This is a genomic window from Variovorax sp. GW458-11-26-14-LB1 (assembly GCF_059423965.1).
In genome coordinates this window covers 203,443-219,178 of the sequence record NZ_JBWKYW010000002.1, presented here as the reverse complement: position 1 = coordinate 219,178, position 15,736 = coordinate 203,443, and the positions used below count along the sequence as shown (strand labels likewise).

Here is a 15,736-nt window from a genome sequence, read left to right as displayed (position 1 = left end):
TTTTTACCTGATCTTGTTCTTTCTGCATGACGTTGACCCCTAAAACGCTGCTTCGCGTCTCTGTCGCCGTGGCCCTGATCACCATCCTCCTGAAGGGATGGGCCGGCTACCTGACGAACTCGATGGGCCTGATTTCGGACGCCATGGAGTCCTGCGTCAACCTCGCCAGCGCCATGTTCGCGCTGGCCATGGTGACCATCGCCGAGCGCCCGGCCGACGAGGACCATCCCTACGGCCACCACAAGGCCGAGTACTTCTCGTCCGGCTTCGAGGGCCTGCTGATCGTGGCCGCCGCCGTCGCCATCCTGTGGGTGTCGGTGCTGCGGCTGCTGTCGCCGCAGCCGCTGGAGCAGCTGGGCTGGGGCCTGGCGCTGTCGGTGATCAGCTCGGGCTTCAACGCGGCGCTGGCGTTCGTGCTGTTCCGCGCGGCGCGCGCGCACCGCTCCATCGCGCTGGAGGCCGACGGGCGTCACCTGATGACCGATGTGTGGACCTCGGTCGGCGTGCTGGTCGGCATCGTGGCCGTGCATTTCAGCGGCTGGCTCTGGCTCGACCCGCTGATCGCCATCGGCGTGGCGCTCAACATCGTGCGCGAGGGCTTCAAGCTTGTGTGGCGTTCCTCGCAGGGCCTGATGGACGAGGCGCTCGACGCCGAGACGCTCGCCACCGTGCGCGCCACCCTCGACGCCTTCGCCGCCAACCATGCCGAAGGCGACCGCCTGCGCTTCGACGACATGGTGACGCGCGGCGCCGGCCAGCGCCGCTTTGCCGACCTGCACATGCACGTGCCCGGCGACTGGACCCTGCAGCGCGCCGCCAACCTGCGCGACGAGCTGGAGCAGTCGCTCATGGACGCCGTGCCCGGCCTGCGCGTGACCATCCAACTGCTGCCGCTCACCATGGAAGCGCGCGCCACCCGACTCGAGGATCACCATTCATGAAAGCCGTGCTCCAGCGCGTCGCCCACGCCCGCGTCGACATCGCGGGCCAGACCGTCGGCGCCATCGAGGCCGGCCTGCTGGTGCTGCTGTGCGCCGAACGCGGCGACGCCGACAGCGTGGCCGACCGCCTGCTCGCCAAGATCCTCAAGCTGCGCATCTTCTCGGACGAGGCCGGCAAGATGAACCGCAGCGTGCAGGACATCGGCGGCGGCCTGCTGGTCGTGAGCCAGTTCACGCTGGCCGCCGACGTGAGCGGCGGCAACCGCCCCAGCTTCACGCTCGCGGCGCCGCCCGACGAGGGCCGCCGGCTCTACGAGTACTTCGTGGAGCAGGCGCGCGGCGCGCACCCGGTGGTGGCGACGGGCGAATTCGGCGCCGACATGCAGGTGCACCTGCTGAACGACGGGCCGGTCACGATCCCGCTGCAGATGACGGCGTGAACGGCGCGGGGCGGATCACCGCTTCCCACGCCACCTTCGGTTCGTCGTAGCGCAGCACGCGCACCTCCTCGAGGTGCTGCAGCTGCCAGCCGTCGGCAAACAGCCGCTCGACCGCGGCGCGGTCGAAGAAGCGCTTGGGAATGCCGTCCACCGTGTAGAAGACATCTTCGTCCCGCCCGCTGGCCGACGGGCCGCGCGCGCCGTGATGCCGGTCGTTGACCGAATTGAGGCGGCACAGCAGCACGCCACCCGGCCGCAGCACGCGGTGGATGCGCCGCACCAGTGCCAGCGTCTCGTCCCACGCGAAGTAGTGCAGCGACAGGCTCGCGAGCACCGCGCCGACCGTGGCGCCCTGCGCCAGCGGCCATGCGTCGCGGAAATCGCCGCAGTGGAACTCGGCCCCTGCGGGCACGCGTTGCCGCGCCTGCGCCAGTGCGTCGGACGACAGCTCGACCGCCACCACCCGCAAGCCGGCCTCGACCAGCGTGGCGGTGTCGCGACCGGCTGCGCAGCCCAATTCGAACACCGGCCCGTCGCCGGCGCATGCGCGCAGCAGCGGCAGCCAGCGCGGCAGCCAGGGATCGGTGTCCGACACCGCCGCGGCCTCCGCTCAGCGCCCGTACGGGCTGCGAATGCCCAGGCCCGCGAGGATCTCGATTTCGTACGCTTCCATCTCGTCCGCGTCGGCCTCGCTGGTCTCGTGGTCCCAGCCCTGCGCGTGCAGCGTGCCGTGCACCAGCAGGTGCGCGTAGTGCGCGGCGAGCGTCTTGCGGTTTTCCTTGGCCTCGCGCGCCACCACGGGCGCGCACAGCACCAGGTCGGCCATCACGACCGGGCCTTGCGCATAGTCGAAGGTGAGCACGTTGGTGGCGTAGTCCTTGCCGCGGAATTCGCGGTTCAGGCGCTGGCCTTCTTCGGCATCGACGATGCGCACGGTGATCTCGCCGTCGATGTCCAGCGCATGGCGAATCCAGCGGTTCACGCTGTGGCGCGGCAGTGCGGCGCGGTGGCGCTCCACACCCTTGAAGCGCCCGAACTGCAGCGACAGCGACAGGGCCGGAAGCAAGGAGGCCGCCATGTCAGTGGCCTCCCGAGCGCTTGCGCTGCCCGTCGTAGGCATCGACGATCTTCGCCACCAGCGGGTGGCGCACCACGTCGGCGCTCGTGAAGTGCGTGGTCGCGATGCCGGCCACGCGCTTGAGCACGCGCTCGGCGTCGATCAGTCCGCTGAGCTGCTGCTTGGGCAGGTCGATCTGGCTCACGTCGCCCGTCACCACCGCCTTGGCACCGAAGCCGATGCGCGTGAGGAACATCTTCATCTGCTCCACCGAGGTGTTCTGCGCTTCATCGAGGATCACGAAGGCGTTGTTCAGCGTGCGTCCGCGCATGAAGGCCAGCGGCGCAATCTCGAGCACGTTGCGCTCGAAGGCCTTCTGCACCTTCTCGTAGCCCATGAGGTCGTACAGCGCGTCGTACAGCGGGCGCAGGTAGGGGTCGACCTTCTGCGTCAGGTCGCCCGGCAGGAAGCCCAGGCGCTCGCCCGCTTCCACGGCGGGGCGCGTGAGCACGATGCGCTGCACCGCCGCGCGCTCCAGCGCATCGACCGCGCAGGCCACCGCCAGGTAGGTCTTGCCGGTGCCGGCCGGGCCGATGCCGAAGGTGATGTCGTGCTTGGCGATGTTGTCCAGGTACAGCGCCTGGGTGGGCGTGCGCGCGCGCAGGTCGGCGCGGCGCGTGACGAGCATGGCCGCGTCCTCGTCGCTCATCGAGCCGTCGCCGGCCAGCGTGAGCTGCACCACGGCCGGGTCGATGGCGCGCTGGGCGATCTCGTACAGCGCCTGCAGCACCTCCATGGCGCGCTGCGCCGAGGCCTTGGGGCCGTCGACCTTGAACTGCTCGTGGCGGTGCGCGATCTTCACGCCCAGGGCGTCCTCGATGCGGCGCAGGTGCGCATCCAGCGGGCCGCACAGGTGGCCGAGGCGCGAATTGTTCAGGGGGGTAAAGGTGTGTCGCAGAATCACGCCGGACATTTCAAGGAAAAAGGGCACCCATGATAGGCAAACTGACCGGCACGCTCGCAGAGCGCAACCCCCCGCAGGTGGTGGTGGACTGCAACGGCGTCGGCTACGAGGTCGACGTGCCGATGAGCACGTTCTACAACCTGCCCAACGTCGGCGCGAAGGTGTCGCTGCTCACGCACTTCGTCGTGCGCGAAGACGCGCAGATTCTCTACGGCTTCGGCACCGCCGAGGAGCGGGCGGCCTTCCGCCAGCTCATCAAGATCACCGGCGTGGGCCCGCGCACCGCGCTGGGCCTGCTCTCGGGCATGAGCGTGGGCGAGCTGGCGCAGGCCATCACCACGCAGGAGCTGGGCCGGCTCGTGAAGATCCCGGGCATCGGCAAGAAGACCGCCGAGCGGCTGCTGCTGGAGCTCAAGGGCAAGCTGGGCGCCGACATCGGCCTGCCGGCGCATGCCGCGTCCGACGCGCAGGCCGACATCCTGCAGGCGCTGGTGGCGCTGGGCTACAGCGACAAGGAAGCCGCGCTCGCGCTGAAGGCGCTGCCGAAGGACGCGAGCGTGAGCGACGGCATCAAGATGGCACTGAAAGCCCTGGCGAAGTGAGTTGGCGCGAGGCGTGGTCGCGCGCGCAGGCGCTGCGCCACGAGTCGGCCGAGACCGACGCCGTGCTGATGCACACGGCCATGGCCTTGTCGGTGCCGATCATCTGGCTCTACGGCTTCGCGGGCGTGGCCTACGGCCAGTTGCCGATGCTGACGCCGGCCGGCTTCGTCGACATGCCGGGCGTCTGCGCATGGCTCACGGCGGTCATGGCGTTCGCGGTCGGCGTCCTGTTCATCGACTGGCTGGTGCGCGGTGACCTGGCACCGCCGCCGGTGCCGACGTCGATCGTCGTGCGGCACTGGCAGTCGGGCTGGCCCCGGTCGCCGGCGTTGCCGCCCGAGCCCTCGCCCGGCTTCCTGCAGGGCAGCGCCTCGCCGTTTCGCAGCGTGTGCCTGCTCGTCGCGGCCGTGGCCTGCGTGTCGGCGCTGGTGTTCAGCGGCCTCGACACGCTGGGCTGGTCGGTCGTCGCGCGGCCGGGTGGGCTGGCGCCGCGCGCCGAGTGGCCGCTGTACCCGCTGCCGTGGATCTGGCCCTGGCTGCTGCCGCTGGCGCGCCAGCCCTTCGCGCTCGGCACCGTCGCGGTCGGCGCGGTGCTGCTCGTCGCGGCGATCTTCATGCGCTGGCGCCGGATGCGCGGCGCTTGGTTTCCGTTCTTCACGGCGCTGCCGATCCTCGTGGCACCGCATTTCCTGGGCGCCGCCGGCTTCGACTACGCCGCCGCGCGCGGGCTCGGCGGCCTGAACGAACCCGCACTGGCGAGTGCGCTCGCGCAGCATCCGGGGCGCTACAACGTCTACACTTTCCTGAGCCTGTGGGGCGGCATCGGTGCCGGCACGGTCGGCCTGGTGCTTGGCTTCTGGTTCGGCCGCTCGCGGGTCATGGACGAGGACTGAGCGCTGACCCGGCGCCCTGCAAGGAGACACCCTCTGTGAGCGCTTCTTTCTTCGATTCGCCCGCGCACCTGAGCGGCGGCCCCCTCACGCCGCGGATGCGCGCCGAGATGCCGTTCGAGTTCGTCGGCCCGCGCCTGCAGGCCGTGTGCGGCAATTTCACGCCCGTGCCCATGCCGCGCCAGCAGACCGTCTCGGGCGGCATCGAGGTGCGGCGTGCCGGCGGGGTCGACGTGGCGCTCATCGGCCAGAACCTGCAGCGCGTGCATCGCGATGCGCAGGCCATCCGGCGCGACGACCGCGAGCACTTCTTCCTCGTGTTCCAGGACCACGGCGGCGCGCTCATGTGCCAGGGCGCGCAGCAGATCGCGGTGCAGGCCGGCGACATCGTGCTGATCGATTCGGCGCGGCCCTCGGAGTTCGTCTACGACGGCGCCAGCTCGCAGCAGGTGTCGGTGCACCTGCCGCGCGCCGACATGCTCGCGCGCTTCGGCCCCACGCTGCAGGGCGGCGTGTGCGTGCGGCGCGGCGACGCGCTGGGCTTCGCGATGCGCGCCATCCTCGCGCGCCTGCTCGACAGCGGGCAGTCCGACGACGCGCACCTGGTTGAGGCCTTTCTCGGCGTGTTCGGCTCGGTGCTGGTCGAGCGTGCGCGGCAGGCGCCCGCGCTGCTGTCGCGCAACGCCGGCGAGGGCGTGCTGCGCCGCGCGATGGACCACGTGGCACTGCAGTTCCACGACCCGGCCTTCCACGCGGGCGAACTGGCGCGCCACCTGGGCGTGTCGCCGCGGCTGCTGCAGCGGGCCTTCGAGGCACTGGGCGTTTCGCCGAGCCGCCACATCCTCGACACCCGGCTGGCGGCGGCGCGCGCCGCGCTCGACGCAGCGGCCCGGCAGGGCGGCCCCGCGCCGGCCATCGCACAAGTCGCCTACGACTGCGGCTTCAACGACCTGTCGTTCTTCTACCGCGAGTTCCGCAAGCGCTACGGCATGCCGCCGGGGCGCCTGGCACTTGGACCCCTGACGCACTGACGCCTGAGTCCATTCGCTGACGCCTGGCTCCAAGACGCCGGCCCCTGCTTTTCCTACAGTGACCCGGCGCGCCCGCCCTGCGGCGGCGCGCGCCAGCGTCAACCCAACCAGGACAAAGCAATGCAAGAGACAAGAATGACGATCGACGGTCGCGCGGTGCCAGGCACGGCCTCCTTCGAAGTGCGCAACCCCGCCAACGGCCAGGTGATCGGCACCGCGCCGAACGGTTCGCGCGACGACCTCGCCGCCGCTGTGGCCGCTGCGCAGAAGGCCTTCACGAGCTGGTCGCGAAAGTCCGACGACGAACTGGCCGCCGCCTGCCGCGCCGTCACCGAGAAGATCGGCGCGCACGCCGAAGAGCTGGCGCGCCTGCTCACGCTGGAGCAGGGCAAGCCGCTCAACGGCCTGGGCTCGCGCTGGGAGCTGGGCGGCGCCGCTGCCTGGGCCGGCGCCACCGCGGCGCTGTCGCTGCCGCCGCGCGTGCTGCAGGACAACGCGCAGGGCCACGTCGAGATCTTCCGCAAGCCCGTGGGCGTGGTGGGCTCGATCACGCCGTGGAACTTCCCCGTGCTGATCGCCGTGTGGCACGTGCTGCCGGCGCTGCGCACGGGCAACACGGTCGTCATCAAGCCTTCGCCGTACACGCCGCTGGCCACGCTGCGTTTTGTCGAGCTGCTCAACGAGGTGCTGCCCGAAGGCGTGGTCAACAGCGTGAGCTGCGACGACCGCACCTCCAACCTCGGCGCCGACATGGCGAGCGACCCCGTCATCCGCAAGATCGTGTTCACCGGTTCCTGCGCCACCGGCAAGAAGGTGATGCAGTCGGCCGCCAGCACCATGAAGCGGCTCACGCTCGAGCTCGGCGGCAACGACGCCGGCATCGTGCTGCCCGACGCCGACCCCAAGGCCATCGCCGAAGGCCTGTTCTGGGGCGCGTTCCTCAACAACGGCCAGACCTGCGCGGCCATGAAGCGCCTGTACGTGCACGCCAGCATCCACGACGAGGTGTGCGAGCACCTCGCGGCCTTCGCGAAGCAGGTGCCGATGGGCGACGGCATGGACGAGAAGAACGTGCTCGGCCCGGTGCAGAACCGCATGCAGTTCGACAAGGTCGCGCGGCTCGTGGCCGACGCGAAAAAGAAGGGCCAGGTGCTCACCGGCGGCGAACCGGGCCAGGGCCTGTTCTTCCCCGCGACCATCGTCGCGGGCCTGAAGAACGGCGATGCGCTGGTCGACGAAGAACAGTTCGGGCCCGCGCTGCCCGTCATTCGCTACACCGACGTCGAAGAGGCCATCCGCGCCGCCAACGACAGCGAGAACGGCCTCGGCGGTTCCGTGTGGTCCAAGGACATCGAGCACGCCAAGCGCATCGCGTCGCGCCTGGAGTGCGGCTCGGTGTGGATCAACAAGCACGGCGCCATCCAGCCCAACGCGCCCTTCGGCGGCGTGAAGGGCTCGGGGCTCGGCGTGGAGTTCGCGGAAGAAGGGCTGAAGGAGTACACCGACGCGCAGGTGATCTTCTCCTGATGCATTGCAGAGCGTGGCGTGCGCCACGCTCTGTTCAGGTGCGCAGCGCGGCGGTCAGTGCGCCGAGCAGCGCATCGGTCTCGACCAGGCTCGGCGGATGGATCGGCGCCGGCCACGTGCTGTGGATCGCGACCACGAGCCGTTCCTTCGGATGGATGTAGACCTGCTGGCCGAAGATGCCCAGCGCGGCGAACAGGCCGCCGTCGAGTTCGGGCAGCGCCTTCGCGCCGGTCGGGAAGGTCCACCACTGGTAGCCGTACCCCATCGGTTCGAAGCCCGCGAGCGTGCCGGGCGCGAGGTGGCTGGTTGCATCGACGCGCGTGGCATCGGCCACCCAGCCATCGGGCAGCACCTGCTGGCCACCGGCCACACCGCCGCCGAGCACGAACAGGCCGAAGCGCCCGAAGTCGCGCAGCGTGGCGTTCACGCCGCTGCCGGTGAACTCCTGGCCATCGACCGCATCGAGCTGCCAGTAGGCGTCGGCCTCCATGCCGAAGGGCGCCCAGATTTTTTCCGAGAGGTAGTCGCTGATCGGCCGGCGGATCGCGCTGGCCAGGATCTCGCCGACCAGGCAGGTCTCGCCGGTGCTGTAGTTGAAGCGCGTGCCCGCCGGTGCCACGCGCGGGCGTTGCGCCATGAACTTCAGCACCGCGCCTTTTTCGCGCGTGAGCTGCACGCGCATCAGCTGGCGCCGGTCGGAGTCGGCGTCGAGGTAGTCCTCGTTCCAGGCCACGCCGGAGCTCATCTGCAGCACCTGCTTCACTGAGACCTCGTCGTAGGCCGAGCCACGCAACGCGGGCAGGTAGCGCACCACCGGGTCGTCGAGGCTGGCGATGTGGCCGTCCCGCACGGCCGCGCCGACCAGCGTGGAGGTCAGTGACTTCGCGACCGAGAACGACAGCCACTTCGTCGCCGCGTCGTTGCCCATGGCGTAGCGCTCGAGCACGACGTGGCCGTCCTTGATCACCAGCAGGCCGGCCGTGTGGTTGCGCGCCATGAACGCGTCGATGCCGAAGCGCTGCGCATCGACGGGCCTGCCCTCGGGCAGCGGATGCACGTGCGTGCCGCGCCGGATCGCGCGCGTCGCGTAGAGCCGGTCCATCTGGCGGTAGGTCGGCGCCTGCAGCGCGGGCGCCAGCGTCATCAGGTCTTCGTAGCGGCCGATGGCCTCGCCGTTCGCCGCGGTCATTTCGCGGGCCGGTTCAGCCCCAGCGTCGGCGTCTCGTCGAAGAAGTTCCAGGGCTTGAGCAGCGCATGCACCCATTCGGTGGGCATGATCGGCCACTCCTCGGCGCGCGCGACGTGCGTGGTGCCGGTGGTGAGCCACACCACGTTGTCGGTGTTCACGATCTCCTGGTTGTCGGCCGTGAACTGGCCCAGGCCCGTGTCCTTGTTCGAGCGGTTCGGGTACTTGCCTTCGGGGAACAGCTCCTCCGGGTCGTAGCGCGTCACCCAGAGCTGGCGGTCCATGAAGCTCAGGCGGTGGTTGATCCACTCGTCCTTCGCGAAGTTGGCGCCCTTGGCGATGGGGTGCGTGCCGCCCGCGTACGGAATGAGCTGGTACGAGATCGGGTTGCCGACCTTGTTGTTGCGCGACGGGTTGCTCAGCAGGCGGATGGTCGACGGGTCGAACTTCTGCGCCGCCTGCTGCTCGGTGCGCACCGTGCGCTGCACCGTCTGCATGGTGCTGGTGCGCGGGCCGCCGCGCGTGTTGGGCAGCACCACGGGGTCGACCTCGGTGAGCGTGTTCTGCTCGCCGTCCACATCGAGGTCGAGGCGGAAGTTGTAGATGTGCTGGTGCGTGGTGCCGACGATGTGGTGGTCCAGCAGCGTGCCGTAGCGCGTGTCCTCGGCGGCCGTGGGGTCCTGCATGGTGCGCGACTTCACGCCCTTCACCGCCTCGATACCGGTGGCGCCCGCGTGGATGCCGATGGTGCCGTTCTCGGCGAACACCCAGTCGAACAGGTAGTCGTAGTTGCCCACCGTGCTGATCCAGCGCACCACCAGCTCGCGCCGCTCGGTGCTGATGTTGGGCTTGCCCATTTCCTGGTGCTTGAACTCGGGGTCGGCATAGCGCTCGAAGACGGCGATGGCGCGCGGCACCTTGGTGGGTGCGCCGGTGTAGTCGGCCAGCGTGGCGTCCAGCAGCACGGCGTTCTGCGGCGCGTCCTTGTTCGGTTCGATGGGCGAGGTGAGCGTGCCCATGCCGTACTCGCCCGAGTCGAGGTACGCCTTGAAGTACCAGCCGGTGTCGGGATCGCCGTAGGGCACGATCATGCCGCCCAGCGAGCCTTCGTACATCACCTTGCGCTTCGTGCCCTTGTCGTTGTAGGTGACGGTGGACAGCACCAGGCCCACGCGCGAGTCGAGCCGCACGTGGAAGTCCCAGTTGCGCCAGTGCATCGTGTGGCCGGTGATCGTGTAGTTCTTGCCCTCGGGCTCGGTGATCTCCAGCGGCTTGGGCGCGGGCGTGGCCGCGCGGTCGCGCCCGTCGTAGGGCGTGGGCTTGAGCGGCACGGGCACCAGGCCGCCGTCCTCGATCTTGATGACCTTCTTCTGTTCCAGGTCGACCACCGCCACCAGGCCCTCGATGGGGTGGGCCCAGTAGTTGCCGTCGCCCACGTCCAGGTAGCTCACCACCTTCAGCAGGCGGTCTTCCTGGCGCAGCGAATCCTTGCCGTCGAAGTAGCCCACGGTGAGCGGCGTGGCCACCACCTTCTTCACGTCGGCGATGCCGCGCGTGGCAAGCGCCTTGGCGTAGTCGGGGCTGGCCTCGATGGCGCTCTGCACGGTGGCGAAGTCGTCCAGCAGCACCATGCCGTGCGCGCCCTCGATGGGTTTCCATGCGGTGAGCGTGCGCGCCGCGAGGTCGACCGTGCCCTCGATGACCTTCTTGCCGTCGAGCGCCACGAAGGCCGCCTGGCGCGGCGCGCGCACGGGTTGGCCGGTGAGGGCGAAGTTCCAGACCTCGTCCTTGGGCGGGCGCTTCACGCTGATCTCGGTGAAGCGCAGGCCGGCCTTGTGGCGCCCCGAGGCCTTCAGCACCTCGAGCGTGGCCTGGATCTCGGCCTCGGTCAGCGGGTTCAGCGGGTTGGGCACGCGCTCGACCACGAAGGTCTTGTCCAGGCTGGACTGGAACACCTGGTTCACGAAGTCGTGCGGCACGTAGGCCGCGCCCTTGCGCATGACCACGGGCACGTCCAGCTGCATCGGCTGGCCGTTGACCAGCGCCGTCTTCGAGCCGGGCTTCAGGCGCACCAGCGTGCCGTTGCGCGCCACGGTGAACACGTTGGCAAAGCTGTCCCAGCGCAGCGTGCCGCCGAAGTCTTCCACCGTCTTCTTCAGTGGCACCATGTGGGCCGCGCCGCCGTGGGCCCGGGCCGGCTCAGTGCTCAGGGGGCCGAGGGCGAGCGCCAGGGCAGAGGCCAGGGCGGTGCCCAGGAGACGCCGTGCGGCGCCGCGGCCGGGCGTTCGGTGGTAGCTGCTGCGCATGGCTGCATCCTTCTTCGCGTGTGGTGGTGGACAACCGCGAAGGTAAGAGCGCCGCCGGCGCGGGCGTTATCAAGATTTGGCAAACCACCGCGCGCGCGTGGCGGACGGCAGCTCGCCGAACAGGCGCGCGTAGTCGATGGCAAAGCGCGACAGGTGCCAGAAGCCCCAGCGCGCGGCGATGTCGCCGATGGTGTCCTCGCGGCAGGCCTGCATCTCGCAGCGCACGCGGTTCAGGCGCATCACGCGCAGGTAGGTGACGGGGCTCAGGTGCAGCACGTCCTCGAAGGCGTACTGCAGCGAGCGGCGCGACACGCCGGTGGCCGCGCACAGGTCGGGCACGCTGATGGGCTCGTCGGCGTGCGCCTGCATGTACTCGCGCGCCTTGGCCACGATGTGGCGGCGCGCCGCCGAACTGGCGGGCAGCCGGGCCTCGAAGGCCTCGGAGCCCATGCACTGCAGCACCGCGTCGGCCAGCGACAGCGACAGCATGTGGCGCGCAGCCGGCTGTTCCAGCTGCGCGAGGTTGTCGCGCGCCAGCGACAGGGCGGCGCCCAGCAGGCGGGTGAAGGCGGTCTCGTCGAAACCGGGGTGCTGCACCGGCGCGGGCGCCGGCATGCGCAGCGCGAAGTCGGGGCCGAACAGGGTGGTGGCCAGCTTCGCCAGCGGTTCGGTGTCGACGCACACGGCCATCAGGTCCATGCCGGCGCCGGCCAGCAGCTCGAACTCGCGCTGCGGCGACAGCGCGATGAGCCGCCGCCCGTCGAGGTCGTGGCCGCAGTACCAGCTGCCCGGGGCCGTCACGTCGATCACGGCCAGGCACAGGGCGCCCGGGCGGCCGTGGCCGTGCTGCAGCACCGTCTGGTTGGCGTGTTCGTGGAACACCTGCACGAAATCCAGGTGCAGGTCTTCGGACAGCCCCTCGAAGCGGCCGTTCGACAGCTGCTCGTAGTGCTGCTTCCAGGTGCCCACGCCCGAGGCTTGGGCCTGGGCTTCGGCGGTGAGTTGTCGGCTGAAGTGAAGAAGCTCGGTCATGGTGCGCGCTGGCGCAGTTGCCATCGCGCAGCCGATGAGCAGAAACCGTGCCTGTCACGGCGCAGTGTGTGGGAAGCGCCGCCGCCCGACCATGTTGCTTACCCTTGGTCAGGGCCGCTCAGGCGTTCATTCGAGCGTCAGGCCGATGTCCTTCACCAGCGCGCCCCAGTCGCGCAGGTCGCTGCGGATGGTGGCGGTGAACTGCTCGGGCGTGTTCTGCGGCAGGTCGTTGAAGTTCAGCTCGTACATGCGGCGCACCACCGCGGGGTCGCGCAGCACCTGGTTCACGGCCTCGTTGAGCTTCTTCACGACGGCGGGCGGCGTCTTGGCGGGCGCCAGCAGGCCGTACCAGGCGTAGGTGGTGAAGGGGTAGCCGCTCTCGGTCATGGTCGGCACGTCGGGCAGCATCGGGATGCGCGAGGGGCCGCTGTTGGCCAGCGCCCGGATGCGCCCGGCGCGCACGATCTCCACGGTCGAGGAGATGTCGGCGAAGGCCGCATCGACCTGGCCGCCCACGAGGTCCTGCACGCAGGGGCCGCTGCCCTTGTAGGGCACGTGCGTCATCACGAGGCCGGCCTGCTTCTTCAGGCTTTCCATCGCCAGGTGGCCGCCCGAGCCGTTGCCCCACGAGCAGTAGCTGAGCTTGTCGGGCCGCGCCTTGGCGTAGGCGACGAACTCCTGGATCGTCTTCACCGGCAGGTCCTTGCGCACCAGCAGCAGGTTGCCGCCGCGCCCGACCTGGGCGATGGGCATGAAGTCCTTCAGCGGGTCGTAGGGCAGCTTCTTGTAGAGGCTGGGGTTCACCACCATCGTCGCGGCGTAGGTGAACAGCAGCCGGTAGCCGTCGGGCGTGGAACGCGCCACCACCTCGCTGCCGAGGATGCCGTTGGCACCCGGGCGGTTGTCGACCACGAAGGGCTGCTTCAGGATCTTGCCGAGGCCGTCGCCGATCAGCCGCGCGATGGTGTCGGTGCCGCCGGCCGCCGCGGTGGGCACCACCAGCGTCACGGGCTTGTCGGGGTAGCTGTCGGCTTGTTGTGCGTGGCTGGCCGTTGCCAGTGCGGCCAGGGAGCAGGCGGCCAGCAGCGTGCGCAGGCCGAAGCGGAATGGTGTTGTCGTTGTCATGGTCCGTGTCTCCGATGGAAAGGCTTCAGCGGATGCCGAAGCGCGCCTGCGTGCCTTGTTCGATCATGTCCGCGCCCACGCGATACAGGTTGCGCGAGACGTAACTGGGCACTTCGCGTGCACGCTCGCGCAGCCATTCGGCCTTGAGCGAGCGCGCCTCGGCGATCTCGGTGGCCTCGCCCTCGGCGGTGGCCAGCAGGTCGATCACGTGCAGCGCGAGCTGCCACTGCTTGCCAGCAGCCAGCGCGCGTGCCTGGTCGATCACGCCGCGCTTGTCGGTGATGGCATCGGCCACCGCGCGGCCGATGGCCTCGGGCGCGGCCGGGTGCAGCGAGGTCGGGTTGCGGTCCCACCAGCCGTTCTCCGAGCGGTAGATGTCGCGCACGATGTAGCCCGGGTCGCCGTAGGTGGGCTTCATCCACTCGACCGCGAACAGCTCGTCGGGAAAGCGGATGCGCGCCAGGATGTCGCGCTCGTTGAGCCCTTCGTTCATGAGCCGCACCACCTCGGCGCGCACCCAGCGCAGCGCGCGGGCCGTGTGCACGAGCACGTGCTGCACCTGGTCTTCGCCCTCGAGCGTGGCGCCGAATTCGCGCACCGCCTTGCGCGGCTTCAACGCCGCCAGCGCCTCCAGCGTGTCGGCCCAGCGCACCGTGTCGCGCATCGTGCGAAAGGGCGTGCCGATGTTGGGAATGGAGTCGATCAGCGCCGCGCCGCCGTACAGCACGCGCTGCGCCGGGCTCCACAGCGCGATCGCGTCGTCGGTTTCCGAGGGCGCCCAGCGCAGTTCGATGCGGCGCTCGCCGCTGCCGATCTGCAGCACGTCGTCGAAGGTCTCGGTGGGCGGGTGCGTCACCAGCCGGTGGTCGAAGAAGCCGGCGGGGCGGTTGAACTGGATCTCGGCCATGCGGTGCTGCAGGGCCAGCGTCTCGCGGTAGCGCGCCAGGCGGCGCGGCACGTTGCGGTGCGCAATGATGCGCGGCGGCGCATCGCCGCGCGCGGCGGCATGGGCCAGCCACATCGGCACGCCGGCGTTGTAGCCGATGTGGCCGTGGCTGAAGCACAGCGCATGCACCGGCGCGTCGCTGAGCTGGCGCAGCGCGTCGATCATGCCCTGCGTCACCGAGCCGCCCGGGCCGGCGTCGATCACGACCAGGCCCACGTTGGTCTCGGCCACGAACGATTGACCCTGTCCGCGCAGGATGTGCAGGCCGGGCGCCACGGTCTCGGTGCCGGTGCCGACGATGAGGAAGGGTTTTTCTTCTTCTGTGGCTTGGGGTTTTTCAGCGGTGGCGCTCATGCGGAATCCTTGGTGACGGTGAGGGGCGGCAGCTGGTAGCGGCCGTCGAGCAGTTCGGCGCGCGGCACGTAGGCGCGCAGGCACAGGTAGAAGCTGCCTTCGGGGGCCGGCAGCCAGTTGGCGAGCGCGACCTCGCTGTCGGGGCGCGCATGCTGGATGTGCAGCGTGAGCCCGCCGTCCGCATCGCGCCGCAGCCCCGGCGTGCGGTCGCCGACGGCGTAGCGGTCGATGGGGTTGTCCACCAGCATGTAGTCGCGCGTGTCGTACATCGTGAGCGACCAGAAGGCGTCGACCGGCGGCAGTGCGTCGGGCGCGAAGCGCAGCGTGTAGCGGCGCTGGCCGGTGAGGGCCTTGCCCGTGGCGTCGTGCCAGGCCATCGGGTAGGTGGCCTCGCGGCTTTCGAGCATGCCGATGTACTTGAGCGCGATCAGCGCGCGCGCCAGGTGGTCGTCGCCGAAGGAACCTTCGACCAGCGGCATCTGCACCCAGCCCGAGGCCGTGGTGCGGCCCGACTGCGCCTCGCGCAGCCGCGGCAGCACGGTGTCGAGCGCGGCCTGCAGCGCGGCGCGCTGGCCGTCGTCGAGCGCATGTGCGTCAGGCCCGATGCCGAGCGCCGCATAGCGCGCGAGCTGCGCGGCATCGCCAGCCGGCGGTGCGTTGTCGCGCAACGCCGCGTTCACTTGCGCGGCGAAGTGCGCGGCGGTGAGCGGTGCCTTCGGATCGCAGCCCGGGTCGAAGGCGCGCGGCGCCGAGGCGCGGCCGGCTTCCCAGTCGGCCAGCGTGCGCACGAGAAAGCCGTCCTGCAGCGCGTTGACGGCCGGCACGTCCTGCGGGCCGTCGACCAGCAGGCGCCCGATGATCCACAACCAGCGCGTGGGCGCCTCGATGCGCGCGCCCGGTGCGTTGAAGACCGCGGGCAGCGTGCCGCGCCATCCCGGCGGCGTGAGCACGAAGGCGCGCGCCGCCGTGCCCGTGAGGCGCTGCCCCAGGTGGGCGAAGGGGTTGGTGAAGAAGTCGAGCAGGCCCAGCACGTAGTAGCGCCCGGCGGTGTCGGGCACGTCGATCACGAGCGGGCCCTCGCCCAGGTCGAGCCAGGCGTTGGTGTAGAGCGTGTCGTTGTTCGGCGTGACGACGCGGCTCTTGCCCGCGCCCAGCAGCTGGCGCGCGTGTGTGAACACGTTGCACCAGCGCAGCGGCTTGGGCGCCTCGCCGGCGGCGTCGGTGCGCTGCGGCGAGGTGGCCGCGCGCATGCGGCTCATCTCGTACAGCGGGTAGGCGTAGACCACGGCCTCTTCGGCCAGGGCGTGAAGGGAGTCGGTGTGCGGCTGCATCGTG

Annotated in this window: 15 protein-coding genes; 6 read left to right on the top strand and 9 right to left on the bottom strand. The window is 70.2% G+C overall.

Annotation, left to right across the window (positions count from 1 at the left end):
* Positions 1–26 precede the first annotated feature (26 nt).
* Together AC07YS_RS02385 and dtd are read left to right on the top strand one after the other, a co-directional pair.
* Positions 27–941, top strand: coding sequence for a cation diffusion facilitator family transporter (locus AC07YS_RS02385; RefSeq protein ID WP_095746881.1), 915 nt, complete (start codon positions 27–29; stop codon positions 939–941).
* Positions 938–1,381 (top strand): D-aminoacyl-tRNA deacylase, encoded by a 444-nt coding sequence (gene dtd, locus AC07YS_RS02380; RefSeq protein ID WP_495266999.1) that lies wholly within the window; start codon positions 938–940, stop codon positions 1,379–1,381. The genes AC07YS_RS02385 and dtd overlap by 4 nt, the downstream gene beginning before the upstream one ends.
* Here the strand turns inward: dtd and AC07YS_RS02375 are convergent.
* The 3 genes from AC07YS_RS02375 to AC07YS_RS02365 are packed head-to-tail and all read right to left on the bottom strand — an operon-like array spanning position 1,353 to position 3,411.
* Complete coding sequence (locus AC07YS_RS02375) at positions 1,353–1,976, bottom strand: class I SAM-dependent methyltransferase (protein WP_495267000.1); 624 nt, start codon at positions 1,974–1,976, stop codon at positions 1,353–1,355. The genes dtd and AC07YS_RS02375 overlap by 29 nt on opposite strands.
* A gap of 15 nt (positions 1,977–1,991) precedes the next feature.
* A complete protein-coding gene (ybeY, locus tag AC07YS_RS02370; RefSeq protein WP_062479245.1) occupies positions 1,992–2,459 on the bottom strand; it encodes an rRNA maturation RNase YbeY in 468 nt (155 codons plus the stop codon).
* Between the two features lies 1 nt (position 2,460).
* On the bottom strand, positions 2,461–3,411 hold the full coding sequence (locus tag AC07YS_RS02365; protein WP_495267001.1) for a PhoH family protein: 951 nt from the start codon (positions 3,409–3,411) through the stop codon (positions 2,461–2,463).
* Positions 3,412–3,431: 20 nt separating this feature from the next.
* Between AC07YS_RS02365 and ruvA the strand changes: the two genes are divergently transcribed.
* The 4 genes from ruvA (at position 3,432) to AC07YS_RS02345 (ending at position 7,452) form a co-directional block, all read left to right on the top strand.
* Positions 3,432–4,004, top strand: a complete 573-nt coding sequence (gene ruvA / locus AC07YS_RS02360; protein WP_056577514.1) for a Holliday junction branch migration protein RuvA — start codon at positions 3,432–3,434, stop codon at positions 4,002–4,004.
* Positions 4,001–4,897, top strand: a complete 897-nt coding sequence (locus tag AC07YS_RS02355; RefSeq protein WP_495267002.1) for a hypothetical protein — start codon at positions 4,001–4,003, stop codon at positions 4,895–4,897. The genes ruvA and AC07YS_RS02355 overlap by 4 nt, the downstream gene beginning before the upstream one ends.
* 35 nt (positions 4,898–4,932) lie before the next feature.
* Positions 4,933–5,925, top strand: a complete 993-nt coding sequence (locus AC07YS_RS02350) for a helix-turn-helix domain-containing protein (RefSeq protein WP_495267003.1) — start codon at positions 4,933–4,935, stop codon at positions 5,923–5,925.
* 120 nt (positions 5,926–6,045) lie between these two features.
* On the top strand, positions 6,046–7,452 hold the full coding sequence (locus AC07YS_RS02345) for an aldehyde dehydrogenase family protein (RefSeq protein ID WP_495267004.1): 1,407 nt from the start codon (positions 6,046–6,048) through the stop codon (positions 7,450–7,452).
* Positions 7,453–7,486: 34 nt separating this feature from the next.
* On the opposite strand, the gene AC07YS_RS02340 is transcribed toward AC07YS_RS02345, so the two are convergent.
* The 6 genes from AC07YS_RS02340 to AC07YS_RS02315 form a co-directional block, all read right to left on the bottom strand.
* Positions 7,487–8,641, bottom strand: a complete 1,155-nt coding sequence (locus AC07YS_RS02340; RefSeq protein WP_495267005.1) for a serine hydrolase domain-containing protein — start codon at positions 8,639–8,641, stop codon at positions 7,487–7,489.
* Positions 8,638–10,944 carry a primary-amine oxidase gene (gene tynA / locus AC07YS_RS02335; RefSeq protein ID WP_495267006.1) on the bottom strand — a complete coding sequence of 769 codons (2,307 nt, stop codon included), beginning with the start codon at positions 10,942–10,944 and terminating at the stop codon, positions 8,638–8,640. Before tynA ends, AC07YS_RS02340 begins: the two co-directional genes overlap by 4 nt.
* A 69-nt stretch (positions 10,945–11,013) precedes the next feature.
* On the bottom strand, positions 11,014–11,976 hold the full coding sequence (locus tag AC07YS_RS02330) for a helix-turn-helix domain-containing protein (protein ID WP_495267007.1): 963 nt from the start codon (positions 11,974–11,976) through the stop codon (positions 11,014–11,016).
* A 126-nt stretch (positions 11,977–12,102) separates the two neighbouring features.
* Positions 12,103–13,101, bottom strand: a complete 999-nt coding sequence (locus AC07YS_RS02325; RefSeq protein WP_495267008.1) for a Bug family tripartite tricarboxylate transporter substrate binding protein — start codon at positions 13,099–13,101, stop codon at positions 12,103–12,105.
* A 25-nt stretch (positions 13,102–13,126) separates the two neighbouring features.
* Positions 13,127–14,401, bottom strand: coding sequence for an alkyl sulfatase dimerization domain-containing protein (locus AC07YS_RS02320; RefSeq protein ID WP_495267009.1), 1,275 nt, complete (start codon positions 14,399–14,401; stop codon positions 13,127–13,129).
* Complete coding sequence (locus AC07YS_RS02315; protein ID WP_495267010.1) at positions 14,398–15,732, bottom strand: DUF1254 domain-containing protein; 1,335 nt, start codon at positions 15,730–15,732, stop codon at positions 14,398–14,400. Before AC07YS_RS02315 ends, AC07YS_RS02320 begins: the two co-directional genes overlap by 4 nt.
* Between the last annotated feature and the right edge of the window lie 4 nt (positions 15,733–15,736).

Bases quoted from the DNA above. Each gene is read 5' to 3' on its own strand.
- AC07YS_RS02325 (WP_495267008.1), bottom strand. From the start codon at position 13,101: ATGACAACGACAACACCATTCCGCTTCGGCCTGCGCACGCTGCTGGCC.
- ybeY (WP_062479245.1), bottom strand. From the start codon at position 2,459: ATGGCGGCCTCCTTGCTTCCGGCCCTGTCGCTGTCGCTGCAGTTCGGG.
- AC07YS_RS02385 (WP_095746881.1), top strand. From the start codon at position 27: ATGACGTTGACCCCTAAAACGCTGCTTCGCGTCTCTGTCGCCGTGGCC.
- ruvA (WP_056577514.1), top strand. From the start codon at position 3,432: ATGATAGGCAAACTGACCGGCACGCTCGCAGAGCGCAACCCCCCGCAG.
- AC07YS_RS02320 (WP_495267009.1), bottom strand. From the start codon at position 14,401: ATGAGCGCCACCGCTGAAAAACCCCAAGCCACAGAAGAAGAAAAACCC.
- AC07YS_RS02345 (WP_495267004.1), top strand. From the start codon at position 6,046: ATGCAAGAGACAAGAATGACGATCGACGGTCGCGCGGTGCCAGGCACG.
- AC07YS_RS02365 (WP_495267001.1), bottom strand. From the start codon at position 3,411: ATGTCCGGCGTGATTCTGCGACACACCTTTACCCCCCTGAACAATTCG.
- AC07YS_RS02340 (WP_495267005.1), bottom strand. From the start codon at position 8,641: ATGACCGCGGCGAACGGCGAGGCCATCGGCCGCTACGAAGACCTGATG.
- AC07YS_RS02330 (WP_495267007.1), bottom strand. From the start codon at position 11,976: ATGACCGAGCTTCTTCACTTCAGCCGACAACTCACCGCCGAAGCCCAG.
- dtd (WP_495266999.1), top strand. From the start codon at position 938: ATGAAAGCCGTGCTCCAGCGCGTCGCCCACGCCCGCGTCGACATCGCG.
- AC07YS_RS02315 (WP_495267010.1), bottom strand. From the start codon at position 15,732: ATGCAGCCGCACACCGACTCCCTTCACGCCCTGGCCGAAGAGGCCGTG.
- tynA (WP_495267006.1), bottom strand. From the start codon at position 10,944: ATGCGCAGCAGCTACCACCGAACGCCCGGCCGCGGCGCCGCACGGCGT.